Annotated in this window: 18 protein-coding genes; 8 read left to right on the forward strand and 10 right to left on the reverse strand. The window is 66.0% G+C overall.

The window, feature by feature from the left end:
• Positions 1–218: 218 nt before the first annotated feature.
• From H2509_RS02150 to H2509_RS02170, 5 genes are read left to right on the forward strand one after another with little or no spacing between them, the layout of a single operon-like run.
• Positions 219–476, forward strand: a complete 258-nt coding sequence (locus H2509_RS02150) for an acyl carrier protein (RefSeq protein ID WP_182161822.1) — start codon at positions 219–221, stop codon at positions 474–476.
• A complete protein-coding gene (locus tag H2509_RS02155; protein WP_182161824.1) occupies positions 476–1,657 on the forward strand; it encodes an acyl-CoA dehydrogenase family protein in 1,182 nt (393 codons plus the stop codon). The genes H2509_RS02150 and H2509_RS02155 overlap by 1 nt, the downstream gene beginning before the upstream one ends.
• Positions 1,658–1,660: 3 nt before the next feature.
• Positions 1,661–2,569 (forward strand): amino acid--[acyl-carrier-protein] ligase, encoded by a 909-nt coding sequence (locus tag H2509_RS02160; protein ID WP_182161826.1) that lies wholly within the window; start codon positions 1,661–1,663, stop codon positions 2,567–2,569.
• Positions 2,570–2,580: 11 nt separating this feature from the next.
• The gene (locus H2509_RS02165) at positions 2,581–3,594 is read left to right on the forward strand and encodes a DUF1839 family protein (protein WP_182161827.1); all 1,014 of its coding nucleotides are present in this window, start codon (positions 2,581–2,583) and stop codon (positions 3,592–3,594) included.
• 3 nt (positions 3,595–3,597) lie between these two features.
• The gene (locus tag H2509_RS02170) at positions 3,598–6,078 is read left to right on the forward strand and encodes a glycoside hydrolase family 2 protein (RefSeq protein WP_182161828.1); all 2,481 of its coding nucleotides are present in this window, start codon (positions 3,598–3,600) and stop codon (positions 6,076–6,078) included.
• On the opposite strand, the gene H2509_RS02175 is transcribed toward H2509_RS02170, so the two are convergent.
• Positions 6,063–7,352: a lipopolysaccharide biosynthesis protein gene (locus tag H2509_RS02175; protein WP_182161829.1), complete on the reverse strand. Its 1,290-nt coding sequence runs from the start codon at positions 7,350–7,352 to the stop codon at positions 6,063–6,065. The genes H2509_RS02170 and H2509_RS02175 overlap by 16 nt on opposite strands.
• Before the next feature lie 132 nt (positions 7,353–7,484).
• Between H2509_RS02175 and H2509_RS02180 the strand changes: the two genes are divergently transcribed.
• The 3 genes from H2509_RS02180 (at position 7,485) to H2509_RS02190 (ending at position 11,245) form a co-directional block, all read left to right on the forward strand.
• On the forward strand, positions 7,485–8,165 hold the full coding sequence (locus H2509_RS02180) for a polysaccharide deacetylase family protein (protein ID WP_182161830.1): 681 nt from the start codon (positions 7,485–7,487) through the stop codon (positions 8,163–8,165).
• Positions 8,166–8,228: 63 nt separating this feature from the next.
• Positions 8,229–10,046: an alpha/beta fold hydrolase gene (locus tag H2509_RS02185; RefSeq protein WP_182161831.1), complete on the forward strand. Its 1,818-nt coding sequence runs from the start codon at positions 8,229–8,231 to the stop codon at positions 10,044–10,046.
• Entirely contained in the window at positions 10,043–11,245 is a 1,203-nt protein-coding gene (locus H2509_RS02190) for a sugar-transfer associated ATP-grasp domain-containing protein (protein WP_182161833.1), read from the forward strand. Before H2509_RS02185 ends, H2509_RS02190 begins: the two co-directional genes overlap by 4 nt.
• A gap of 133 nt (positions 11,246–11,378) precedes the next feature.
• On the opposite strand, the gene H2509_RS02195 is transcribed toward H2509_RS02190, so the two are convergent.
• The 9 genes from H2509_RS02195 to H2509_RS02235 all read right to left on the reverse strand — a co-directional run bounded on the left by H2509_RS02195 (position 11,379) and on the right by H2509_RS02235 (position 24,431).
• On the reverse strand, positions 11,379–13,565 hold the full coding sequence (locus H2509_RS02195; protein ID WP_182161835.1) for a GumC family protein: 2,187 nt from the start codon (positions 13,563–13,565) through the stop codon (positions 11,379–11,381).
• Between the two features lie 81 nt (positions 13,566–13,646).
• The gene (locus H2509_RS02200; protein WP_182161836.1) at positions 13,647–14,960 is read right to left on the reverse strand and encodes an O-antigen ligase family protein; all 1,314 of its coding nucleotides are present in this window, start codon (positions 14,958–14,960) and stop codon (positions 13,647–13,649) included.
• A 34-nt stretch (positions 14,961–14,994) separates the two neighbouring features.
• Entirely contained in the window at positions 14,995–16,281 is a 1,287-nt protein-coding gene (locus H2509_RS02205; protein WP_182161838.1) for a glycoside hydrolase family 5 protein, read from the reverse strand.
• Entirely contained in the window at positions 16,278–18,350 is a 2,073-nt protein-coding gene (locus tag H2509_RS02210; protein WP_182161840.1) for an alginate lyase family protein, read from the reverse strand. Before H2509_RS02210 ends, H2509_RS02205 begins: the two co-directional genes overlap by 4 nt.
• Positions 18,350–19,600, reverse strand: a complete 1,251-nt coding sequence (locus H2509_RS02215) for a glycosyltransferase family 4 protein (protein ID WP_182161842.1) — start codon at positions 19,598–19,600, stop codon at positions 18,350–18,352. Before H2509_RS02215 ends, H2509_RS02210 begins: the two co-directional genes overlap by 1 nt.
• A complete protein-coding gene (locus H2509_RS02220; protein WP_182161844.1) occupies positions 19,581–20,888 on the reverse strand; it encodes a nucleotide sugar dehydrogenase in 1,308 nt (435 codons plus the stop codon). Before H2509_RS02220 ends, H2509_RS02215 begins: the two co-directional genes overlap by 20 nt.
• A 107-nt stretch (positions 20,889–20,995) precedes the next feature.
• Positions 20,996–22,321, reverse strand: a complete 1,326-nt coding sequence (locus H2509_RS02225) for an AMP-binding protein (RefSeq protein ID WP_182161846.1) — start codon at positions 22,319–22,321, stop codon at positions 20,996–20,998.
• On the reverse strand, positions 22,318–23,517 hold the full coding sequence (locus tag H2509_RS02230) for a glycosyltransferase family 4 protein (RefSeq protein ID WP_182161848.1): 1,200 nt from the start codon (positions 23,515–23,517) through the stop codon (positions 22,318–22,320). The genes H2509_RS02225 and H2509_RS02230 overlap by 4 nt, the downstream gene beginning before the upstream one ends.
• Positions 23,514–24,431, reverse strand: a complete 918-nt coding sequence (locus H2509_RS02235; protein ID WP_182161850.1) for a glycosyltransferase family 2 protein — start codon at positions 24,429–24,431, stop codon at positions 23,514–23,516. The genes H2509_RS02230 and H2509_RS02235 overlap by 4 nt, the downstream gene beginning before the upstream one ends.
• Between the last annotated feature and the right edge of the window lie 65 nt (positions 24,432–24,496).

Consider the following 24,496-nt stretch of genomic DNA (forward strand, 5'->3'; position numbering starts at 1 on the left):
ATGAGAGCGCGCCCGGTCAGCGAAGGCGGCGCAGGTAACGCTTGATAAACCCTACGGTAAATATCCCGCCCATTCTCACGGGATTTAAGATTTTGGCAGTTCGCCCGGCTTTACCTTACGCAACAGAGTGATGGGGAACGGCTGCCGTTTCGAAGGCTTCGTCGATGCAATGGAGCCTGGTCAATGGCGCTGCTGGCGACAATGGAGAGTAAGGGCGTATGACCACTGCCGAAATCATCCGGGATCTCGTGGGCAAGCACGGCAAGCTGCCGGTCGACGTCGCGACGCTTGGCGACGACAGCGACCTCTACACGGCCGGCCTCTCCTCCTTCGCCTCCGTCCAGCTCATGCTGGCTCTGGAAGAGCAGTTCGACATCGAGTTTCCCGAGACCATGCTGAAGCGGGCGACCTTCGCATCGATCCGCGCGATTGCCGACGCGGTGGACTCGATCGTCCGGGACCAGGCGGCCGCGTGATGAATATCGCCAGCAAAGCCGATGCGATCGGTCTTGGCGAGCGCGCCCGCCGCGCCGCCAGGGTGGCGGGCGAATTCGCCGATGCGGTCGACCGCGAGGGGCGCTTCCCCCGGGAAGGCATGGAGGCGGTCGCGGCCGAGCGGCTGATGGGCATCCAGGTTCCGGCGGTCCATGGCGGCGAGGGCGCGACAATCTCGGAGGTCGCCGAAGTCTGCGCCATCCTCGGCCAGGCCTGCGCGGCGACGGCGATGACCTACGCCATGCACCAGATCCAGGTGGCGAGCATCGCCGGCTTTTCCGGCGGCAGCGCCTGGCATGCGGGCTTCCTGAAGCGGCTTTGCGACGAGCAACTCCTGATCGCGTCGGCGACCAGCGAAGCGGGCATCGGCGGCAACCTGCGCAACTCCGTCTGCGCCATCGAAACGATCGGCGACACGGTGCGGCTGGAAAAGGACGCCACCGTCATTTCCTACGGCGCCAATGCCGACGCCATCCTGGTCACGTCGCGCGCTCATGCCGACGCGGCGCCGAGCGATCAGGTCAGCACGCTTTTCCTGAAGGATCAGTACACGCTGGAGCACACCCGCGACTGGGATACGCTCGGCATGCGCGGCACCTGCTCCGACGGCTATGTCTTCCGTGGCGAAGCGCCGAAGGAACAGGTCCTGCCCGCGCCCTTTGCGGAGATCGCCGCCGAATCCATGCTGGCCGTCTCGCATCTCCTGTGGGGCGCCCTCTGGTACGGGATCGCCGCCGATGCGGTGGCCCGCGCGCAGGGCTTCGTGCGCGCCGCCGCCAAGCGGTCGCCCGGCACGACGCCGCCCGGCGCCCTGCGCCTCGCCGAAGCCTCCAGCCTGCTTCAGCAGGTCAAGGGCAACGTCGTGGCCGGCCTTCGCCAGTTCGAGGCCGCGAAAGGCGATGCCGACAGGCTGTCGGCGATGAGCTTCGCGGTGGCCATGAACAACGTGAAGGTCGGCGTTTCGCAGACGATCCTGACCATCATCAACCACTGCCTGCTGATCAACGGCATCATGGGCTACAAGAACGGCACGCCCTTCAGCCTCGGCCGGCACCTGCGCGACGCCCATTCCGCGCAGCTGATGATTTCCAACGACCGCATCCTCGGCAATACCTCGACGATGCTTCTGGTCCACAAGCAGGACACCAGCCTGATCGGATAGGACATGGACGCGCAAACGAGCTTTCTCGACACGCTTTTCGATCGCGGCATCCTGCATGAAAGCGGTGTCGATGGCCTCTATGCCCGCAGCGCCCTCTTCGAGGACGTGATCCGCCGGTTCGAGGACTATGTCATCGGCCTCGGCAGGGACGAGACGGACGAGGCCATGGTCTTCCCGCCGGGCATGACGATGGCCGACTTCGAGACCAGCGGCTACATGAAGAACTTTCCGCAGCTCGCCGGCACGGTGCACGCCTTTTGCGGCGACACGCACGACCACATGGCGCTGCTGGAATGCCTGGCCACCGGCAAGGACTGGACGGACGGCCAGAAGCGCACGGGCCTCGCCCTGACGCCGGCCGCCTGCTATCCGCTCTATCCGATCGTCGCCCGCCGCGGCGCCCTTCCCGAGGGCGGCCTGACGGTGGCGCTGCAGTCCTATTGCTTCCGCCATGAACCGTCCAAGGATCCCGCGCGCATGCAGATGTTCCGCCAGCGCGAATATGTGCGGGTCGGTTCCGCCGACGAAGCGATTGCCTTCCGCGAGACCTGGAAACGGCGCGGTTCCGAGATCATGACCGCGCTCGAACTTCCCCATCACGTCGATGTCGCCAACGACCCGTTCTTCGGGCGTGCCGGCAAGATGATGGGCGCGAGCCAGCGCGAGCAGGAACTGAAGTTCGAGATGCTGGTGCCGATCACCTCTTCCGACAAGCCGACCGCCTGCATGAGCTTCAACTATCATCAGGACAATTTCGGCAAGGCCTGGAACATCCGCCAGAGGAACGGCGAGCCGGCGCACACCGCCTGCGTCGGCTTCGGGCTGGAGCGCATCACGCTGGCGCTGCTGCGCCATCACGGCCTGGAGCCCGCCGAATGGCCTGACGGCGTGCGCAAGGTGCTTTGGGGCTGAGCGCAGGCGACATGGATGCGACGAGCAAACTGCCGAAGCTCTTTCCCGGCCTCGACCCGGCGACATATCCGCGTCACGGCCTACACGCGCCGGAGCGCGACTGGCCGGAGACCAACTGCTATCTGGATGTCTGGATCGAGTTGCTGCACGCCGCCGGCCTGCCGCCGGAAGCCTGCCTCGGCTATTCGGTGACGCAGGACTTCGAAGGCGACCAGTTCACCTTCTTCAAGGTGCCGCTGGAAGACCTGGAAACGCTCTACGGCATCCGCGTCACGGAACTGGCGATCTACGACCGGGTCGAAAACCACGTTGCCGAACAGCTTGGCCGCGGGCGGGCGACGCTGGTGGAGGTCGACAGCTTCTTCCTGCCGGATACGCAGGGCACGTCCTATCGCGAGGATCACGGCAAGACGACGATCGCCGTCAATCGCCTCGATGTCGAAGGCCGGTCGATGGATTATTTCCACGGCCTCGGCCTGCACCGGCTGCAAGGCGACGACTTCGACGGCATCTTCCAGCGGGCCGCGCATCAACGGGACTTCGCTTTCCTGCCCTACACCGAATTCGCCAAGTTCCCGGAAAGGCACGCCAACCAGCCGGGGCTGGGCGAGACGGCCCTTGCCTTGCTGTCCCGCCATCTGGCACGGCGTCCGGCGGCGAACCCGGTCTGCGCCTTTGCCGAGGTTCTGCCCGGCAAGGTCGCGGCGGTCGCCGAGCGCGAATTCGGCTTCTTCCACCTGTTCGCCTTCAATACGGCTCGCCAGCTTGGCGCCAATTTCGAGCTTTTCTCCAGTCATCTCGCCTGGCTGTCGGCGGAGGGGGCCGGCGATTTCACCGCTGAGCAGCGAGCGGCCAAGGCGATCTCGGAGTGCTGCAAGGCGGTGCAGTTCCAGCTCGCCCGTGCGGTCGCGCGCCGGAAATTCGATACGCTCGGCCCCGCCCTGCAGCCGGCGGTCGAGGCCTGGGACGCCCTCATGGCAGGCCTCGACGCCAAGGTCGGCAAGGCCGCCGCGCCCGCCGCGTGAGCCATGAGCACCCTTCTCCCCATTGCCGGCACGACCGTCACCGCACTCGACGCGGGCTGGCGCATGGCCGTCGCCGAAGCGGGCGCCTTCGGCAGGCCTTCCGATCTTGACGGCAGTCTTGTCTGGCATCAGGCGAAGGTGCCGGGCACGGCGGCGGACGCACTCGCGGATGCCGGGCTTTTCGACCCCGCCAGGCCGGAGCCCCTGCACGGCAAGGATATCTGGTACCGCACAACGATCCGCCCGCAGCGGCCCGGCCCGCACCGCCTCCGCTTCGAGGGACTGGCGACGATCGCCGAAGCCTGGCTTGGCGGCAGTCCGATCCTTGCCTCATCCTCGATGTTCGAAGCGAGCGAGGTGGATATCGACCTTGCGGGCGAGGCGGAACTGACAATCTGTTTGCGCGCGCTACAGCCGCATCTCGCGAAACGGGGGCCGCGCGCCAGATGGCGCACGCAGCTCACCCCGGAACAGGGGCTGCGGCTCACCCGCACCACGATGCTCGGCCACATGCCGGGCTGGTGCCCGTCGATCCATGCCGTCGGTCCCTTCCGCCCGATCCTGCTCGTCAGGCCCGGCTCGCTCGCTGCCGAGGATCTTCGGATCGACGCGAGGCTGACGGAAGAAGGACACGGCGAACTCGCCGTTTCGCTGAAGCTTGCCGGGATCGTTCCCCACCTCGCCATTTCCTGCGGCGGCGAAACGTCGGCAATGAGGGAAATGCCGGACGGCCGCTACGAGGCGAGGCTCACGCTCGAAAACGTCAAGCCCTGGTGGCCGCACACCCATGGCACGCCTCACCTCCACGAGGTCGTCCTGGAGGCAGGCGACGAACGGCTGTCGCTCGGACGTACCGGCTTCCGCCGCATCGAAATTGACAAGGGCGAGGACGGCAAGGGCTTTGCGCTACGTGTCAATGGCACGCGTATCTTTTGCCGTGGCGCCGTCTGGACCAATGCCGACCTGCTGCGGCTGCCGGGCGATGCGGCAAGCTACCGCCCGCTGCTGGAGCTCGCCCGCGACGCGAACATGAACATGCTGCGCGTCGGCGGCACCATGGTCTACGAAACGGCCGAATTCTTCCGCCTCTGCGACGAGTTCGGCATCCTCGTCTGGCACGATTTCCAGTTCGCCAATTTCGATTATCCGGTTAGCGATCCGGAATTTGCCGCCACCGTCGAGCGGGAGGCGCAGGACTTCCTGCACGTGACGCAAGGCTCTCCTTCGTTCGCCGTCGCCTGCGGCGGCAGCGAGATCGAGCAGCAGGCTGCGATGATGGGCGTCTCCCGCGAGAAATGGCAGGGGCCGCTGACGCAGGAAATCCTGCCGGCGGCCTGTGCGCGGCTGCGCCCCGACATCGCCTATGTGGCGAACTCGCCGACCGGCGGGGCGATGCCCTTCTCGCCGAACGAAGGCGTAACCCATTATTTCGGCGTCAGCGCCTATCGCATGCCGCTTGAGGATGCCCGGCGCGCCGAGGTGAAATTCGCGGCGGAGTGCCTGGCCTTCGCCAATCTGCCGGAAGCCGCGACCGTCGAGCGCCATTTTCCGCCCGGCCCCGGCCACAGCCCGGAATGGAAGGCCCTGATCCCGCGCGACCGCAACACAGGCTGGGATTTCGAGGACGTGCGCGACCACTATGTCGAAGCACTCTACGGCGTGAAGCCGCTCGATCTGCGCTACGGCGATCCCGAGAGCTATCTCGATTTCGGCCGCGCGGTTGTTGCCGAGGTGATGGAGGCGGTCTTTGCCGAATGGCGGCGGGCGGGATCACGCACCGCCGGCGGCCTCATCTGGAATTTCCGCGACCTCTTCCCGTCCGCCGGCTGGGGTGTGGTGGACGCAACGGGGGCTCCGAAATCGGCCTTGTTCGCGCTGAAGCGCGCTTTCCGTCCCGTGGCGCTCGCCCTTACCGACGAGGGCACCAACGGGCTTTACGCCCAGCTTGCCAACGATACCGCCGATACGCTGTCGTTCAGGCTGGAAATCTCCTGCCTGAACGGGGGAGCCGTACCGGTCGCAAGCGGCGCGCTGGATCTGGAAATCGCGGGCCGAAGCTCGAGGGCCGTCCCGGTGACCGAGGTCCTGGGCGCCTTTTTCGACGCGACCTATGCCTTCCGCTTCGGCCCGCCGGCGCATGACGTGACCCATGCCAGACTCATCGACGCTGCCAGCGGGATTGTCCTTGCCGAAGCATTCCACTTCCCGCGCGGGCGCGGGGCCGCCATGCATGCCGCGCGGCTGGATGTCCGCTGCGAGACCGGCGCCGGTGGCAATGCCGTGGTGGTGCTCGCCACCGACCGCCTCGCCCAGTCGGTGCATATTCGCGCCGATGGCTACCTGCCCGACGACAACTGGTTCCATCTGGCGCCGGGCAGCGAGAGGCGCGTCACGCTGCGCCGCCTGCCGGGCACCGATCACGCGGTTTCAGGGGAAATCGGCCATCTGGGCTCGAAAGAGCGTTTTTCCTACTCGGCCGGCTGAAGCGAGCGGCGGGCTTCGCCCAGGAATGCCCATGTCGACCCGACCAGCGCGAGTTGCAGGAGCAGGCGCGCCACGGCCGCGCCGACGAGCCCGCCGAGCACCGCGCCCGCCCAGACCGCCGGCACCATCAAGGCCGCCGAGGTGGCAAGCAGGGCGATGCGCGTCTTCTGACGCCCGACCGCGCGCAGGATATCGGCGCCGATGCCGGACAGTCCCATCAGGAAGGGGTAGAGCGCCAGCAGCTTGATGATGTCGGACGTGCCGTCGAAGCCCGAACCGATCAGCAGCGGCACATAATCCGCGCCGACGAAAAGGGCAACTGCCACGCAGGCCGACATTGCCAGCGACACGGGCAGCAGCCGGATGCCGAAACGCACGCTGTCGGAGCGACTTTGCGCGGCATTGCGGAAATGCCGCGTATAGGTGGCGTAGAGCAGCGCCCGGACCGGGGCGGACGCCGCATCCACGATCTTGAAGCCGGCCGCGTACTGGCCGGCTGCCGCATCGCCCAGCGTTTCGGCGACGACCGGCTTGTCGAGATCGCCGACACCGCCGATCGCCACATATTCCAGGCAGAATTGCAGCCCGAGCTTCAGGTCCTCGCGCACGATGGTCGGCTTCGGACGGCCGCAAAGGATCACCACGAGCGTGACGGCGACGGCCGCGCTCAGCGCCGATGCCGCCAGGTACCACCAGGCGAAGACGGCAAGCGTCAGCTCCGGCTCGACCAGGATCGCAAGCCCGAGAAAGGCCAGGCGCATGGTGGCGATCAGCACGTTGACGAAAAGCTGCTCGCGCGCCCGGTCGAATGCCATGAAGGCATTGGCCGAGAGCCCGACGAGGCGGCCGCAGACCATGTGCGACACGGCGATGGCCACGATCGGCGCGATCGCCAGCGCATCGCCGGCGAGCCCGTATCCGATGGCGATCGCCGCAAGGCCGACCACCGGCAGGGTGAGCAGGATCATCGTCACCGCATGGCCGAAATAGCGCGGGAACTGCTCGGGATGGACGGCAACGCGCTGGATCATCAGGTGATCGGCGCCGAGCCCGATCAGCAGCACGCCGATCAGGCCGACGCTGGAAAGGGTGACGAAGACGCCATAGCCCGCCGGCCCCAGATAGCGGGAGACCAGCATGAAATAGCCGAACTGGATGACGAGCTGCAGGCCGAAATTGAACGTATAGGTGACCGTATTGCGGGCAAGCGGCGACGCGCGAAGTCGGCGGGCAAGGGTGGTAAGGCGATCCATCGTCAGTCCATATCGCGTCATTTCGCGGTTCTGGCCATATCCGCCGACCAAAGCATGAATTCCTTAAGATTTCCGGTCGAAGCTTGGGGGAAATCGCACAGCAGGCCGGAAACGCAGCGTGAATTCGGCGACAATTCAGGATCGGGCCGCGCCATGCTCGCCAACAATCTCTACCTGACATTTCACGGTATCGGCGACCCTATCGTGCCTCTGGCCGAGGGCGAAGGCCGCTATTTCGTCGGCAAGGACGTCTACCGGCAGGTCATCGCGCAGCTTGCGGTGTTGGAGCGGGCGACCGGGGTGAAGGCGCATGTCACCTTCGACGACGGCAACCTCTCCGACTACGAGACCGGGTTCCCCGCGCTTCAGGAACATGGGCGCAAGGGTAGTTTCTTCGTGCTGGCCGGGCGGATCGGCAGGCATGGCTATCTTTCCGCCGCCCGGATCCGCGAGCTGGCCGACGCCGGTATGGAAATCGGCAGCCACGGCCACGACCACGTGGACTGGCGCCGCCTCGACGAGGCGGGCCGGCGCCGCGAATTCTCCGATGCCCGCAAGCGCATCGAGGATGTCGCGGGACGAGCGGTGACGTCGGCGGCCGTGCCCTTCGGCCGTTTCGACCGCTTCGTTCTCGCTCATCTGAAACAGGAGGGCTTTGCCCGCGTGCTGACCAGCTCGCAGGGCCTTGCGATGAGCGGAAGCTGGTTCTGCCCGCGCACCTCGCTGACGCAAGATTTCGACCCGGCCCGCGACCTGGCGCCACTTGCCGGTGCCAGCGCGAGGCTCAAGGGCGTCGCCTATGCCGCGCTTCGCAAGCTTCGCTACCGGTTCTGAATAACGGTTCCTTCAGCCCTTCCGGGTTACCTTGCGTTCAAAGACAAGAACGGCAGACAGGGCATGGCCGGCGACGGTTGCGAATTGGCAGTGCTGGATAACCCGTCCGCGCGCGGCAGCGCCGCGGCGGGTGCGCCATGCTATGTCGACGGCATGGCCGCCATGCTGCATGGCGCGACCGGAAAGACCGGCGTCCTGTTTCTCAGCCCCTGGGGCTTCGAGGAACTGTGCGCCCGCAAGGCCTATCGCCTGATGGCCGAGCGCATTGCCGGCAATGGCTACCCAGCCCTTCGCTTCGACTATCCGGGCACGGGCGATTCCGCCCCCCTGCCGAACGATACCGGCGGCTGGACCGGCGGCGCCCGCAAGATGCTCACGCACTTCAAGAAGACCCGCGGCCTTGACCGGGTGGTGCTGGTCGGCCAGGGCCTCGGCGGGCTTGTCGCCGCGCGTCTCGCCGCATCGGAGCCGGACATCGCGGGCCTTGCGCTGCTGGCTCCCGTCTCCGCCGGAAAGGGCTACCTGCGCGCGCTGGCAGCCTGGACGGCCTTCACCCAACCGACCTTCAAGGTTGCGCCGGACGAAGCGGGGGACGGCAGCCTGACCTCCGCCGGCTTCGTGCTTTCGCCCGAAACGATTTCCGAAATCCGCTCGCTCGACATCAAGCGCGCCGCCTTGCCGGAGAACCTGCCCGTCCTGCTGGTGAAACGCTTCGAACATCCGGCTGACGATGCCGTCGAGGAGCATCTCGTGGAATGCGGCACCGCCGTCAGGTCCGCGGTCTTTGCCGGATACGACGCCTATACCAGCGACCCGACGCTTTCCGAAGTGCCGTCGGACGCCATCGCGACGCTCGCCAACTGGATATCCGACACGTTCGAGCCGGGCAAAGCCAGCGCAGCGATCGAACCCGCACCGGCAAGGCTCGACCTGGGAGGTTGCGTCGAGGAGGCCTGTCGCTTTGGCGAAGACGGCAGGCTTTTCGGGATCCTGACGCGCCCCATGCCCGGTCCCGCAAAGGCCGGGGTCGTTCTGCTCAATTCGGGCTATGACCATCACATCGGCTGGGCCGGAGCCCATGTCGAGATGGCCCGCAAGCTCGCCGGGGAGGGCTTCGCGACGCTCAGGATCGACGCGTCCGGCATCGGCGAAAGCCCGCTCATGCCCGGCCAGGGGGCGCAGATCCTCTATTCCGACGCACAGATAGCCGACGTTCGCGAAGCCGTCGCCCTGCTGAAGGCGCACGGTATCGGCAAGGTCGTGGTTTCCGGACGCTGCAGCGGCGCCTATCTCGCCCTGATTTCCTCCGTCGCATTGGAAGACGTCGACGGCATGGTGATGGTCAATTCCCGCCGCTTTGCCTGGAACCCCCGCCAGGACGTGGATATCGAGATCCGCAAGCCCGTGCAGCCATTGAAATCCTATCAGCGCAAGCTGCGCGACCCGCGCGTCCTGAAGCGCGCGTTATCCAGCCCGAAAGCGTTCCGCGAAAGTTTTGCCAAGCTGGTCAAGGGCGTGGCGCGCCCGTTCTTTCGCGCCATGGCGCCCTTGCTGGGCCCGCTTTCGATGCACAACCGGCTCGACCGGCAGGTGCAGCGGCGCATGGCGAGCTTGCGGCGCCGCGACGTGCCGACCCTGATCGTCTATAGCGAGAACGACCCGGGCCTGGAGGAACTGGCGAGCTATTTCGGTGCCGATTACCGCCGCATGGAGATTTACCGCAATGCCCGCCTCGTCTTCGTGCCGGACGCGGATCACAACCTGACGCCGAAAGCGGCGAGGCAGCTGCTGCTGCGCGAGACATCGGCCCTGCTCCGGCAACTGGCCGGCAGCGCCGGCAATCTGGACGAGCGAACCGACGCGATCGAGGCGGCGCAATGATGAACCATCATCAAAGTGCGCCGGCCCCGGGCAACGATCCGGTCCAGTCCGCGATGCGCAGGCGATCCCTCGCCAAGCGGCTCGCGCGCTATTGGCGCATCCTTTCGGAAGACTTCCCGATCTATATCCGGACGCGGAATAAAAAGAGCTTCGCCGCCCAGGCGGCCGAAATCTATACGCTCTACCGGCTCTACGGCTATCTGCCCTACCAGTACCTGAAGCACGGACTTTACCGAAAGGGCTTCGGGCGGGAGATATTCGGCTACATTCCGCCGGAACTGCTGCATAGAACGCGCGACCGCGCCAATGCCGCCGGCGACCAGCGCCTCGTGCGCGACAAGCTCGCCTTCGAGGAGCGGATGGCCTCCCGTGGTATCCGCACCGCCCGGACGCTCTTCATCCTTGGCCGCGACGGCATCGTCGACCGCTCGGGCAATGCCGTGCCGTTCGAGGCATTCCTCCGGCAGGCGGCCACGCATTTCCTGCCCAAGGGGCTGATCGTCAAACCGAAGGATGGCGGCTCCGGCAGCGCGGTCTTCCGGGTGGAGATCCGGGACCGCGCCTTGCTGCACGATGGCCGGCCACTCGACGGGCAGGCTTTCGCCGATCTCGTCTTCAACACCAACAACGGCCATTTCTGGAACGATTTCCTGATTCAGGAGGCGATCGTCCAGCATCCCGAACTCGACCGCTTCAACGCGAGTTCCGTCAACAGCGTGCGCATCGACACCTTCATCGACGACAAGGGCGCGGTGCGCCTCAATGCCGCCGTGCTGAAGGTCGGCGCACCAGGCAGCATCACCGACAATGCCTCGCGCGGCGGATACATGATCGGCATCGACCTTGCGACCGGCAAGCTGACCGGCAAGGCCCGCACCGACGCGAAATTCGGCGGCACGTTCCACGACCTGCAGGAGCGTTTCGGCATCGATCCGAAGACCTTCCGCCTCCCCCACTGGCCGCACCTGCTCGAAACGGCGAAAAACGCGGCCGACGCCATGCGGCCCTTCCGCGCGCTCGGCTGGGACGTGGCCATATCCCGGGGCGGGCCGGTGGTGATCGAAACCAACGACGACTACGGCGTCGACGTGCTGCAGGAAATGAACGGCGGCTATGCGACAAGGCCTCTGGGCGAGGCTTATCTCGACCATTACGCGAAGGACAAGACGGCCATTCTCGCCGCGATCGGCAAGCGCTGACTAGAGCGCTTGCCACGAAAGCGGGATCGCTTTCGTGACAAGAAACCTCTCCAGGATCAATGCCTTGAGCATATCCTCGTCGCCAAATCCTGATACTCAACAGACCCTAGAGCGCGGTTCAGGCCGCCACGGATCACGCATCAGTGGTGGCGAGGAAGACGGGCCTGCCGCCCGCAATCCGTTGCAGCGCGGGCCTTTCCTCCGCAGTGCGTTCGTCCGTATCGGCGTCGGAACGAAGGGTCAGCAGGATCATGCTGCCGAGACCCGCAAGCCCCTCCACGCCGCCTGCATCGCCCACCAGCCCCGCATCCACCAGCACGAGATCGTAGCCCTCGGCGATTTCCTCAAGGTCGGAACGCTCGTCGCCTTCCAGCGCCAGCGGCCGATGCTTCGGGGCGCCGGCCACCAGCGACAGGAAGCTCAGATCGAAATGCCGGTTCTCGACGATCCGCTCGGAGATGCCGACGCGGCCGAGCCCGCCCTCGCTGTCGAGCAGGCGTGTCAGGTCCTTGTCGCGCGCATTGGCATCGACCAGCAGCACCTTGAGCCCGCGCGCGGCAGCCGCGACGCCGACGCTGAAGGCGGCAAGGCTCAAGCCGTCGCCGCGCTCTCCCGCCACCATCAGAACCACCTGCGACCCGCCGCCCCTGCGTTCGCGAAGCAGACCGGCAAGCAAACCCTGAACGGCCTTTTCGTAGCCGGGCGCCGGAGCAGGCAGCCCGGACGCGTCACCGCCTGCCAGCATGCGGTAGACGAGGCGGGCGGAGGACGCGAAATCGCGCGATCCGCCGTCTTCGCCGGCGAGTCCGTCCAGCGCCGGCAACGCGCCGATCAGCGGCAGCGCGGACTTCTTGCGCGTGTGCGTGTCCGCGGCGATGACCGGGCGCGCCTTGTCGGCCCTGCCGGAAAAGACCGCCATGCGGATCTGGCGGAGGAGTTCGCGCGCGACGACCAGCGCGGTGCCAAGCATGAGACCGAGTATGCCCGCAAGGACCAGCAGCACCTTGCGTTTCGGCCAGGACGGATTGATCGGCGGCTCGGCCGGCGAGATGATGCGGGCGACGGGAGCCGTCACCTGCTCAAGATTGGCGACTTCCTTTGCCCGCGACAGCACGCTTTCGTAGACGGCGCGGGTGGCGCGCGCTTCCGTTTCCAGCTCGCGCAAGGTGATGAGCTGCGCCTCGTCCGTGTTGGCGGAGGTCCGCAGCGTCTCGATCTGGCGCTCGATATTGGCCACACGCTCACGCGCCACGTCACGCTCGATGCGCTTGGCCTCGCCGATCCCCCGGATTTCCTCGCGGATAAGACCGCCGACCCGCTCGACCTGGGCGCGGGCGCGGATCATCGTCGGGTGGGACGGCAGCAGTTCGGCGGCGAGCGAGGCTTCGGACCGGACCGCCGCCGCATATTCCTGCAGCAATTGCGTGATGCGCGGCGAGGTGACGAGATCGCCAAGGGCGGTGGGGTCGACTTCACGTTTCAGGTAACGCTGGATCTCCTGATTGGCGGCATCCGCGCTCGCCAGCGCGCTGCGCGCCTCCACGAGCTGAGCGTTGAGACCCTCCAGTTCCTGGCCAATTAGCAGCGTACCGTCGGCGGCGCTGCTCTGCAGGCGGTTCTTCGCCCTGAATTCCTGAACCTTTTCCTCGGCTTCGCGAACTCGCTCGCGCAGGCCGACCAGCCGGTCGTCGATCTGCTCCGCCAGCCGTTCGGCCTGCTCCCGGAAAGAGCGCTGCTGTTCGTTGAGGTAGCTGTTGGCGATGGCCTGCGAAAGCGTCGCGGCCTTGGACGGGCTTTCGGAACTGACCGCGATGTCGACCACATAGGTCGAGCCCTGGCGCGCGACCGACAGGGCCTTGCCGAGCGCAATCATCGTCTTGTTGATACGCGCCGCCTCGTCCGCAGGCGTTTCCTTCGCCTCCGGCAGGATGGCGCCGAAAAGCAGCCCCAGAAGGCCGGCCCCCTTGGCGGTGCCGAATTCTGGATCGTCGACGAGCTTGTGTCCTTCCACCACCGGGCGCAGCACGGAAGCCGAGGAGATCACCGCTATCTGGCTGTCCACCGCGAAGGCATCGACGCCAATGCGGGACGGCGCGGAGGCACTGTCGAAGGGCTGGCGGTTGTAGGGCTCGATCAGGATCTTCGTCGAGGCGGTATAGACGGACTTCGCGGAAAGCGCGTAGAGCGCCGTCAAACCGACGATGACCGCGGCCACGATGACGATGACGTAGCGCCCGGCGCTGAGCGCGCGCAGGACCGCAAAGGGATCGGGAAAGCCGCCCCTGCCAAGCCTCGCCTCTTGCTCGTCCGCTGTTGCCAAAGCCTTTTGCCCGCCCTGATATGCTTTTCGAAAGGTAATCAGACAGGGTTAGTAAAGACTAAACGCAGCCGGAAGCTGCGATCAATCGTTCCGCAGAGGAACACTCTTCGTCAGCCTGCCCGAGGCGGAAAATCCCGCCGCCATCACGAACAGCAGCCAGGCAAGCACGTAGCCGCGAAACCAGCTGCTTTCGAGCATATTGTGGCAGACCGCGAACAGCACCACGCAGAACAGCAGCCAGTCCTCGGCGAAGCCGTTGCCGTGCTGCCGTCCGATGCGAAACAGCACGGCAACGATCAGGGCGAGAAGCAGGCCGAGGCCGACGAAGCCGGTCTCCAGCGTCACGTCGACATAGCCGTTATGCGCCTGAAGAAGGTCGGCGACGAAGCCCGGCGCCTCGCGCGCGGCAATCGAATTCTCGCCGATGCCCCAGAAGGAGCCGTAGCCCTGGCCGAGGAACGGCCGCCGTTCGATGACGCCGCCGATGAAATCCCAGATCACCGTTCGCCCTGTGAAGGTGGTGTCGTCGAAAAGCAGCAGCGACAGGTCCTCGAAGGTGAAATCGAAAAGAAAGCTGGCGAAGGCGTAGCCGCAGAGCGCGAAGACCATCGCGAAGGCAAGCACATAGACCGGCCGAATGCCGATCAGGCGGCCGAGCCCGACGACCGCGAGCGCGGCGGACGGAAGAAGCATGGCGAGGCCGAGCGAGGTCTTCGACTGGCTGGCCGCCAGTTCCAGCAGGGCCATCGCCGCGGCGGCCATCGCCAGCAGGCGCATCATGCCGGAAAAGCGCACCGTGCCGTAGAGACAGAAAATGAAGGCGTAGGCGACGATCAGGCCGAACTGGTTCTTGTGTGCGTAAATGCCTTCATGACCGATCGGGCCGGCAGGCCGGAACACGACGGCAACCATGTTGACGATCACCGCGACGATGAAAACCGTCGCGATACGCGAGAGCTGCGCCTCCCTGTCCTGCGCCATGAAGATCGGACCGACGATGGCGGCCAGCACGATCACCTGCAGCATCACCCGCCGGAAGGCGATCGACGGCGCCGGCGACCAGGCGATGCTGGCGAATGCCAGGGCGAGAAAGGCGAGGAACAGCAGCACGGCCGGCTGCCTCAGCACGCCGAGGACGCGCGGCAGCCGCCGCCAGCCGGCAACGATCACCGAAAACAGCAACATGACCCAGAAGAGCTGGTTGGCGAGATTGGCGCCCGCCCCACTCGACGCCGCGCTTGCCGTATCGCCGACCTCCCGCACGAAGAACAGCGGCGAAAGCAGGGTCACATAGGCGATGATGATCGCCGGAACGAAACCGAGATAGCCGTCGCCGGCACGCGCGGATACGCCCGCCCCACGCAGATACTCCCGATCTGTCGTTGCCTCGCTCAAGAAGAAATCCGCCCGTTGCGCCCGCGATACGACCCTATCGGGATCCGGCCTGCAGGGCTTTCGCATCGAGCCCGAGAGCCGTCACGGCATCCGGGTCGATCTTGCGTGATTCATTGTCGAATACCAAGCCGAAGCCGGGATAGCCGTCGCCGGCATTGTAGTCCCAATAGGCCCAGGCGAAGCCCGACGCCTCGGCTTCGTCCCGCACGTCGGCGATCCAGCTGTAACGGCTGGCGTTTTCCGGCATGCCCACCGGCGGGCGCGCCGCGCCGAATTCGCCAATCACCAGCCGGTTCGGCGCCACACCTTCCTCATCCGCCCAGCGCCGCATCGCCTCGAAGTGGGCGCGAACATAGGCGCGGTCGACCGGCGGATCCTCATAGTAATGCAGGACGCCGCCCATCGCCTGCTCCAGCGCGTCGCGCGGAACCGCATCCTCGCCCTTTTCGCGGCGAAGCCGTGCGATCAGGTCCTCGGAAAGCGCCAGCGACCTCCGCGGATTGCCTTCCTGCCCCGGATACCAGAGCCCGGCCATGTAGCGGGTGGGGATCGAGGCGAAGGGCAGCGACTGGTGGGTGAAGTAATAGGGCCGGTAATAGTGAATATCGACGAGCGTGTTGTCGTCATATCCGGCCATTCGCAGGTGAGGCAGGCCCTCGAAGGAGGAATAGCAGCCGGTGGTCAGGACAAGCGCCAGTTCGGGCGCCACCTTGCGCACCTCGTCGTAAAGCAGCGGCTGGATCTCCGTCCAGTCCCGCCCGAAGACGAGATGGCAGTCGCGCTGCGGCTCGTTCATCAGCCCGAGCGCTGTTTTCGAGGCCGGCAGGCGCTTCAGGTTGCGCGCCAGCACCTTCAGCCAGTCGCCATATTGGCGGAATTCCTCGCCGCCGATATCGGCGAGCATTCCCGGCGCCGACCAGCGCCCGCTCTGGATCGGATGCGGATCGACCAGCACGCCGAAGCCGAAGGCCTGCAGCCGCTTCACCGTGTCGAACAGGCCGTCGAGGAGGATGCGCCTTTCACCTTCCGAAACGGCAAGGAAAGGTGCGGGCGCCACGGGCAGGCGCACGAAATCGAAGCCGATCGCACGCAGGTCCTGCAACTCACCGTCGCCGATTGCTGCAAGCGGCGGACGGAACGGCGGCCACAGGAACTCGCCCGGCCTGCCCGGATCGCGCGCCGGCAGGCTGTGCAGGCGGGCAAGGTTGATGCCCTTGCGAAAATCCGGAACCTCGCCGGCGAAGGATGGTCCTCCCAGCGCCGCCAGGAGCCAGAACAGGATGACGGCAAGGTCGCGGACAATCGCGAGGCGGTAGGTCATGGCAGGGAAACCCTCGTCACGACACTGTCGCCGGGCTTCACCTTTCCTGCAAGGACGAGCTGATCGGCCGGCACTCGTACGCCGAAGCGCGGAGAGATCCAGCCTCGCTTCTCCTGCTCAAGACCCCGGATTACCTGAGCCGAAAGCGTCGCGGGCGGGATGACCGAGGCGAGCCTTCGGCCATCGGCCACGAAGTCGTAGCCGCCATCCGCAGGCACGATTGCCACGCCCTCGCCGGCCAGGAAGCCGATAGTGACGGCAAGCGCTTCGGTGCCTGTGCCGTCCAGAGCGTCCTCGACCTCGAATTCTCGCGGCCCAAGGCGGCGAAGCGAGCGGCGATGCGTCACGCCGAAGCGGCGCAGATAGCCGTCATGCGACGCCTCCACCCGAAAACCTTCCGGCGTTTCGTCCACCGAGAGCAGGCGCGCTTCGGCCTTTTCCCGCCAGTTGAAGGCACCGGCAACGAGGCTTGAGTCCCGGCCTGCAACGCTCAGCGTGTTGTGGACGGGCGTGCCGCGAAACGCGTCCCGCCAGGCACCGCCCGAATGATAGAGATAGGTGCCCGCATCGGCGAAGACCGCGTGCCCGCCGCGATGCAGCCAGAGCGCCAGCGTATCCGCATGGCCGTGCGCGGCGATCGACAGATAGCCGAGCGGCCCGTGATCCATGGCGATCAGCCATTCGCCGGCCTCGTCGCGCTCGCGCAGCACCGTATAGCCGCCCGAGCGAAAGACCTTCACGCCCCGTGGCCGCTCGTGCGTCGCGGCACTGCGCGAACCGAAGAGAAGCGTCCTGAGATGCGACGGCGCGACCGGCGGCGCGATATCGGGCCGCCCGAGCAGACTGGCGGCGCTGGCAACGACGCTTGCCACATAGTGCGTCCCGTCCGCCTCGCCGTCGAAGACGACGCGCCCCTCGTCATCGTCGCCGATGCGCGGCGGCATGCCTTTCTCATCGAGGAACCAGGAAAGCGCTTCGGCCGCCCGCGCGACCCGCCCTTTCATTTCCTCCGAGAACGGCTCGCCCGCCGCTTCGGCTGTCTTCATGGCAAGCAGGTAGAGTTCGAGCGTGAAGGCCGAGTAGGTCGGCGACTGTTCCGCGCCGATACCGTCGTCATGGAACTGGCGGCCGGCTTCCTGCTCCAGCACGTCGCGTCCGATACGGCGCCATTCGCCCGCCATGCCGTGATCGGCATAGGCGGTGCCAACGACGAAAAGACCGACGGCCTCGGCGATCAGATGGTTGTTGGCGGAGGAAAACCGCGACGGATAGCGGTGGATCCAGGCCGCGCTCGCCACCAGGAAGGCCCGGACCTTGGCCTGCTGCGCCGGCGTGAAGGCTTCCGCACCCAGAGCATATCCCGCCAAATCCGAATCGGATTTGGCGGCAAGGATATGCTCAGGATATTGATCCTGGAGCGATTTCTTATCGACCGGATGATCCCATCCGGCCGGAAAGCGCTCTAGAAGCCTCGCCGCGATGAGCACCGAAATGGCGCGCAGCGCAAGCTCGATCCCCGACGGCCAGTTGATGCCGAGGAAAGGCGGATTGGCGTCGATCCAGCTTTCGATCTCGCCTGCCACGAAACCGGCAAGCTCGCGGTCGCCGGTCCTGGCGGCCAGTGCGGCGATCGGCTGGAGATACTGGAGGCGGTTCACCTCCCAGACGTATTTGACGTCGCCGTAGCGGCCGGTATGGCGATAGTTGATGGCGAAGCAATAGCGCTTTTTCGGCCATTCGCGGCGTTTTACCGGATCGAAATGCCACAGCGACGCCCTTCCCGTCTCCGGCCACTCGACGCCAAGAAACGAGAAGCGCCGCGCCCTCGCCGCCGCCGCGATCCCGCGCCAGCGCGCGATATCCGCGTCGGTTGCCGCATCGAGATCGAAGGCGGCCGGAAAGAGCGGAAGCGGACCTTCCAGCTGCTCGAAATGGCGCCACCCGCTCGGCCAGTTCCGCGCTGCCCGCTTCTTGAAAACTTCGGCGAAACGATGGGCGATCTCCGCCCCGCTCATTGCCGACAGGCGGCGCGCATACCAGGCCACCCGGCCCGCGATGCTCCTAGCCATCAGGAAACCTTCTTTTCGATCTTCTCGAAAATCCGGTCGTACGCGGCAAGCAGCACCGGCACCGAATGATCCCAGGAAAACATGTCGAGGATGCGCCTGCGGCCGATCTCGCCCATCTGCCGGCGCCGTTCGGGGTCGTCGATCAGTTCCACGATCTTTTCCGCCATGTCGCGCGGGTCGTTCCTTCTCGCATAGAGCGACGCGTCGCCCGCCGAGACGCGCCCCTCGCGCATGTCGAACTGCACGACGGGCTTCTTCAGCGTCATGTATTCCAGGATCTTGTTCATGGTCGAAAGATCGTTCATCGGCGTGACGCGATCCGGATTCACGCAGACATCCGCCGTGTTCAGCGTGTCGAGCAGCAGGTCGTCGGGCGCTCGGCCCGTAAAGGTGAAGTAGCGAGACAGCCCCCGCGCCTCGACATCCTGTTGGATAAGCGGCAGTTCCGGCCCGCCGCCGACGACGCCGAAATGAATGTCCTCGCGCCCCATGTCGCGCACGATATGGTCCGCCGCCTCCACCAGCAGGTCCATGCCCTCCTGCTGACCGATCACGCCTACATAGCCGACAAGATGGGCAAAGCCCTTCTTCAGCTCAGGCTTCGGCGCGCGCAGTTCCAGCTTCTCGACCTTCGGACCGGAGCGGACCACGAAGACGTCGTCGGGCGCCATGCCGCCGCGCCGTACCGCGATTTCCTTGTAGGATTCGTTGGTGGCGATGGAGACCGTCGCTGAACGGAATGTCAGCCTTTCGAAGAAGCGCGTCAGGCCGTAGAGCACGCCGCGCTTGCCGAACTTCGCCTCGAACAGCTCCGGGCAGATGTCGTGATGGTCGAAGAGGAAGCGAACGCCGAAAGGCCTGAAGAGCCAGGCGACCAGGAAGATCAGGTCGGGCGGATTGCAGCCATGGATGACGTCGAAGCCGTGCCGGCGCTTCACCTTCCAGGCAAGGCGCGCCTCGTGAAAAAGCGCGGCCGAATATTCGCTCAGGTAGCCGAGGGCGCCGCGCGCGTCGAGCGGCAGCTTGTGGCGGTAGACGTGAATGCCGTCCAGTTCCTCGTAAGAAGCCTCGAAACCCTTGCCCGTCGGGCAGATGACGGAGACCGTATAGCCGGCGGCGCGCAGCGTCGTCGCCTCCGACCACACGCGGCGGTCGAAGGGTACGGGCAGGTTCTCGACGATGATCAGGACGCGGCGGTCGAGCTTTCGCTCCGCCGCCTCCTCGATCGCCTTACCAGTTGACGCCTTCATACTGCTCTCCAGCGGCCGCGCCGTTCTTCAGGCGAACGAGGTCGTAGATGCGCTGCCCCTCCTTCAGCCGATCCGGCAGCCGCTCGAATTCCGGTGCCGCATTGCCGATGACCAGCACTTCGCCATGGTCCGCGACCGCGTCGAAATCGTCGATCAGGATCTGCGAGATATGCGGGATCTTGTTGAGGATGTAATCGCGGTTGGCACCGTAAAGCCGCGCGAAATTGACGAAGCGGTCGTAGATGCGAATGTCCATGCCCTTGCCCAGCAGCCGCTCCACGAGCGCCACCTGCGGGCTTTCGCGCAGGTCGTCGGTTCCCGCCTTGAAGCTGATGCCGAAGACGGAGATCTTCCGCCGCCCATAGGCCATGATGTCCTCGAAGGCCCGCTCCACCTGCTCCTCGTTGGAGCGAATGACGCTGTTGAGCAACGGCAGGTCGAGGTCGAGATCGCGCGCCTTGTAGGACAGCGCCCGCACGTCCTTGGGCAGGCAGGACCCGCCGAAGGCGAAGCCCGGCATCAGGTAGCGGGCCGAGATGTTGAGCTTCTCGTCCTTGCAGAAGATCGACATCACCTCATGGCTGTCGACGCCGACCGCCTTGGCGATGTTGCCGATCTCGTTGCCGAAGGCGACCTTGACCGCATGCCAGGCGTTGTCGGCATATTTCACCAGTTCCGCCACCTCGACGGAGGTGACGAAGGACGGCGCCTCGATGTGACGGTAGATGGAGGAAATCCGCTCGCCCGCCTCGGGCGTTTCCGCACCGACGACGATCTTCGGCGGATTGTCGTAATCGTGGACGGCGCTCGCCTCGCGCAGGAATTCCGGATTGTTGCCGATTGCCAGGCCCGGGGCATTGCCCGAATGCTCGCGCAGCGTCGGGATGACGAGGCCGCGCATGGTGCCCGGCAGCACCGTCGAGCGCACCACCACCGTGTGCGGCGCGCGCTTGGCCGCGATCGCCTTGCCGATCTCCTCGCACACGCGCAGCACGGCGTCGGTATCGAGCGAGCCGTTCCTGCGGCTCGGCGTGCCGACGCAGATCAGCGACATATCGCTGGCGCGGATGGCCTCGGCGGCATCGATCGTGGCCCTGAGATGTCCGCTTGCGACGCCGCGCTCGATCAGTTCGCCGACATGGTCCTCGACCACCGGCGACTTGCCCGCATTGACGATATCGACCTTGACCTGCTGGTTGTCGACGCCGATCACGCTGTGCCCGTCGCGCGACAGGCAGGCAGCGGTGACGACACCGACATAGCCGAGGCCGAATACGGAGATCCTCATTTACCCCACTCCCGATCCCGCATCCGGCGGCCAAATCCCCGCCCTTACGGAAAAATCTTCCGTCCCGTTATGCAGGAATTTTCTTCCCGTCCTGTTAATCCGCATCCCTAATCGGTTTCCCGCACCACCAGGGGCAGCTTTCCCGACGCATTTCTCTCCAGTCGGTCGCGGAATTCGACATCGATCCGCATCGTGCCCGGCAACCGCGCGGCAAGCTTACCGGCGATTTCGCGCTCAAGTTCCGGCCCGCCCGATCCGTTCGCGACGGCGAGCACCAGCACCCGGTCGCGGGCGACCTGGCGCAACTGCATCTGCACAACGCCCTCGATGCCGCGCGGCACATGGTTCATGCCGATCAGGCGCCGGCCGTCCGGCGCGACCAGATAGTCCGCCTCCCGTCCCTCGATGCGCAGGAAGGGCTCGGCGCCGAGTGAGATCGCCTCCAGCCTGCCGTCGCTCGCCTCGCCTTCGATCAGCGCAACGTCGCCGGTCCGGTAGCGAACGAGCGGTTGTGCCGAATTGCGCAGATTGGTGGAGACGATCGAACAGCGGGTGAAGCCCGCGCCGCCGTCTTCGAGAGGCAGGAGTTCTACATGGCCGTAAGGGGAAAGAAAACGATAGGCGCCAGCCTCCAGCGAATAGGCGAAGGACACGCGCTCCGCCTGGCCGTAATAGTCGGCGACGCGCGCGCCAAAGGTCGTTGCCGCCTGCTGACGCACATCATCCGTCAGAACCTCCGACGAGGTCAGGATCACGGGAATGGAAAGCTGGAGCGAAAGTGCCCGGAAATGGCCGGCAAGCGTTTCCAGCGCCGAAGGATAGGCCCATAGCACATCCGGGCGGAACTGTTGCAGGGCCTCGAAATAGGCCGGCGCGCTTTGCTCGCCCAGATGCGAGGCGGAAAAATTCATCACCCGCCCGCCGCCCTGCATGCGCCAGTAGGGCGGCGTCATGTCGCTTGCGTCCTTGATCGCCTCGCCGCGCAGGATCGCCACGCGCCCATGCCGGAAATCGGCGCCGGCAAGCGCCGCCACATGATCGATCGCCGCTTGCTCGAAGACGAGGGAGGCGAAGCTGCGTTTGACGGCAAGCGGCATGCCGGAAGAACCGCTGGTCGCCGCCGACGCCGCCAGGACCTGTAACGGCCCCAGAAAATCCTGCGGCGAGGTGCGCAGCCGCTCCTTGGCAAGCAGGGGATAGGCCGAAAGCGGCCTGCCCTGAAACGCCGAATAGGCCGCAAGCCCACCCGCCCGCTGAAGCGCCCTTGCCAGCAATCGCTCCTGCGCCACCCGCCGCGCCGCGATATCCGACGCCTCGAAATCGGCAAGCTCGCGCCGGTATCGGCGATAGAGCGGCGGAAAGCGGCGGATTAGCACGTCGCCGAGGCTTGCCGCCTTGAGTCTGGCGACGATACGTCCGGCAAATCCCGTCATCGCCGCGCCTCCCGGCCGTCCAGCAGCCGCGTCAGGAAGCCGTCATAGGCCTCGACCATCGCGTCGACCTTCAACGTCTCGCGCGTCCTCGCCGCATTGGCGCAAAGGCGCGCCTGCGCCTCTTCGTCGGCGAGGAATTCCAGCAGGCCCTTCTGGAAGCCTTCCTCGCCGCCGGGGAACATCAGCCCGTCATGGCCTTCGGTCATGAACTCGATCTCGGGGCTGTGGAAGTCGTGCTTCTCGGTGATCACCGGCCGGGCGTGGGCGAAGGCATGGTTGATGGCAAGGCCCAGATAGCCGGGCACCACCACCGCGGCGGCAAGCTTCATCGCCTTGGCTATCCTGATATCCGCCGGATCGATGGCGCCGAGGAAATGGATGTTCGGCGCCCCGTCCGCCAGCCTTTCCAGCGCCGCCCGCTCCTGCCCGTCGCCGATGACCAGCACCTCGACCGGCTTGCCATCCGCCCGCGGATGCGCGCGCGCGAAACGGATCAGCCAGTCGACCCGCTTTCTCGGCACGAGGCGGCCGACATAGAGCAGCACGTGGCTCTCCGGCTGCAGGCCGAATTCGGCGCGCAGCCCCCTTTCAGGCAGGTCGGCGACCGCATCCGCCAGCCTTATCTGCTCGTCCACGTCGATGGTGTTGCGCACCACCTGGATCTCTTCGTCGCGGAAGCCGATGGCAAGCAGATGCTCGCGGCCCTTGCCCGTATAGGCGAGATAACCGTCGCCGAGCCGCGCCAGCCGGTCCGAGCCCCAGCGGGCCAGCCGGTCCTTCAGCCTGCCGAGGCCGGACTTCTGCCAGCTGCCATAGGCCTTGCGATAGCCGAAGCCCCACCAGACGACCGGCCGCCGGCGCAGCTTGAACAGAACGAGGATCAATAGCCCGGACAGAAACTTGAACTCGTGCCCGAGCACAACGGCGTCAAAGTCGCCATTCGTGACGGCCCTCACCGCCGGCTGGTAGACGAGAATGCTCTTGCCCAGGCGGAATTCGCGGTTGTCCACCTTGCGGTTTTCAAAGGAAAACGGCGGTTCGGCCGCCTGCAGGTCGGTATTCGAGGGCGGTCGGCCGTGAAAGATCACATAGGTGTTCTGCGACCGCTCGCTCAGCCTTTCGAAGAAGGCGCGCCGATAGACCGGGACGCAGCCCTGATGCAGCACGGCGATCCTGTATCCCCTGCCGCCGCTCATGCCGCGCCCTTGTCGCCGTAGTAGCTCGCCCTTTGCCAGAAGGTAAGCTTGCCCAGCGCCGACATCACATGCAGCGCGTGAGCGGCGAAGCGTTGCCGGTCGAACGGATAGGCAAGGGCGGCAAGCGGCGCGAAAATCGCCAGCTGCAACAGCGACTTGGGCACGAAGCCGAGCGCCGTCGCCAGCGGATGCGCGGCATGGCGGACGCGGGCCAACGTGGTGTTTTGCGCCGTCACGCGCTTGCGCTTGAGGAAGGCGGCAAGGCTTGCCTTGTCGTTCGGCCAGAATTCATGCACCACCGCATCGGCGACCCAGATGATCTTGCGGCCCTGCCGGTGCAGCCGATAGGTCAGGTCGGTATCCTCGCCGCCGGACCGTCCAAGGCGCTGATCGAAAGGCTCGGCGCCGGAGAAGCAGCGCGCCATCCGGAACATCACGTTGCCGGTGCGCGCCGCGCGCAGCCTGCCGCCGGTCGCCATCTTTTCGCGCGAGCCGAAAAAGAACGGCGTCGGGTCGAAGCCGAGTGCCGCCCTGTCCTCGAAGACCGGCAGGACCGGACCGGTGGCGATATCCGCCTCGTGCTCCAGCAATGCCTTGTAAAGGTTGGCGATCCAGTCGGGCTCGGCCGTCTCGTCGTCGTCGATGAAGGCCAGAAATTCGCCGCCGGCCGCAGCCACGCCGGCATTGCGGGCCTGCGAGATGCCGGGCTCCGCCTCATGCACGTAGCGCACGGGCTTGCCAGCCCCGGCCAGTTCCGCCGCAAGCGGCCGCGCAAGGCCCTGTCGGGAGTTGTCGACCACGATCATTTCGAGCGCCAGGTCGTCGGGCAGGGCCTGCGCCAGCACGGAGGCCACGCAATCGCGCGCGCCCTGCAGGCGGTCGACCGTGCACATGACAACCGAAACAAGCGGCAAGACCCCACTCCCCGAACCGGTCCCGCAGCGTCCTGCGGGGCGTTACGGAGCCCTTTATGACAGAG

The organism is Stappia albiluteola (assembly GCF_014050225.1).
Taxonomy (GTDB): Bacteria; Pseudomonadota; Alphaproteobacteria; order Rhizobiales; family Stappiaceae; genus Hongsoonwoonella; species Hongsoonwoonella albiluteola.

Excerpts from the sequence above, each read along its gene's own strand:
- H2509_RS02150 (WP_182161822.1), top strand. The coding sequence starts at position 219 with ATGACCACTGCCGAAATCATCCGGGATCTCGTGGGCAAGCACGGCAAG.
- H2509_RS02155 (WP_182161824.1), top strand. The coding sequence starts at position 476 with ATGAATATCGCCAGCAAAGCCGATGCGATCGGTCTTGGCGAGCGCGCC.
- H2509_RS02160 (WP_182161826.1), top strand. The coding sequence starts at position 1,661 with ATGGACGCGCAAACGAGCTTTCTCGACACGCTTTTCGATCGCGGCATC.
- H2509_RS02165 (WP_182161827.1), top strand. The coding sequence starts at position 2,581 with ATGGATGCGACGAGCAAACTGCCGAAGCTCTTTCCCGGCCTCGACCCG.
- H2509_RS02170 (WP_182161828.1), top strand. The coding sequence starts at position 3,598 with ATGAGCACCCTTCTCCCCATTGCCGGCACGACCGTCACCGCACTCGAC.
- H2509_RS02175 (WP_182161829.1), bottom strand. The coding sequence starts at position 7,352 with ATGACGCGATATGGACTGACGATGGATCGCCTTACCACCCTTGCCCGC.
- H2509_RS02180 (WP_182161830.1), top strand. The coding sequence starts at position 7,485 with ATGCTCGCCAACAATCTCTACCTGACATTTCACGGTATCGGCGACCCT.
- H2509_RS02185 (WP_182161831.1), top strand. The coding sequence starts at position 8,229 with ATGGCCGGCGACGGTTGCGAATTGGCAGTGCTGGATAACCCGTCCGCG.
- H2509_RS02190 (WP_182161833.1), top strand. The coding sequence starts at position 10,043 with ATGATGAACCATCATCAAAGTGCGCCGGCCCCGGGCAACGATCCGGTC.
- H2509_RS02205 (WP_182161838.1), bottom strand. The coding sequence starts at position 16,281 with ATGACCTACCGCCTCGCGATTGTCCGCGACCTTGCCGTCATCCTGTTC.
- H2509_RS02210 (WP_182161840.1), bottom strand. The coding sequence starts at position 18,350 with ATGGCTAGGAGCATCGCGGGCCGGGTGGCCTGGTATGCGCGCCGCCTG.
- H2509_RS02215 (WP_182161842.1), bottom strand. The coding sequence starts at position 19,600 with ATGAAGGCGTCAACTGGTAAGGCGATCGAGGAGGCGGCGGAGCGAAAG.
- H2509_RS02220 (WP_182161844.1), bottom strand. The coding sequence starts at position 20,888 with ATGAGGATCTCCGTATTCGGCCTCGGCTATGTCGGTGTCGTCACCGCT.
- H2509_RS02225 (WP_182161846.1), bottom strand. The coding sequence starts at position 22,321 with ATGACGGGATTTGCCGGACGTATCGTCGCCAGACTCAAGGCGGCAAGC.
- H2509_RS02230 (WP_182161848.1), bottom strand. The coding sequence starts at position 23,517 with ATGAGCGGCGGCAGGGGATACAGGATCGCCGTGCTGCATCAGGGCTGC.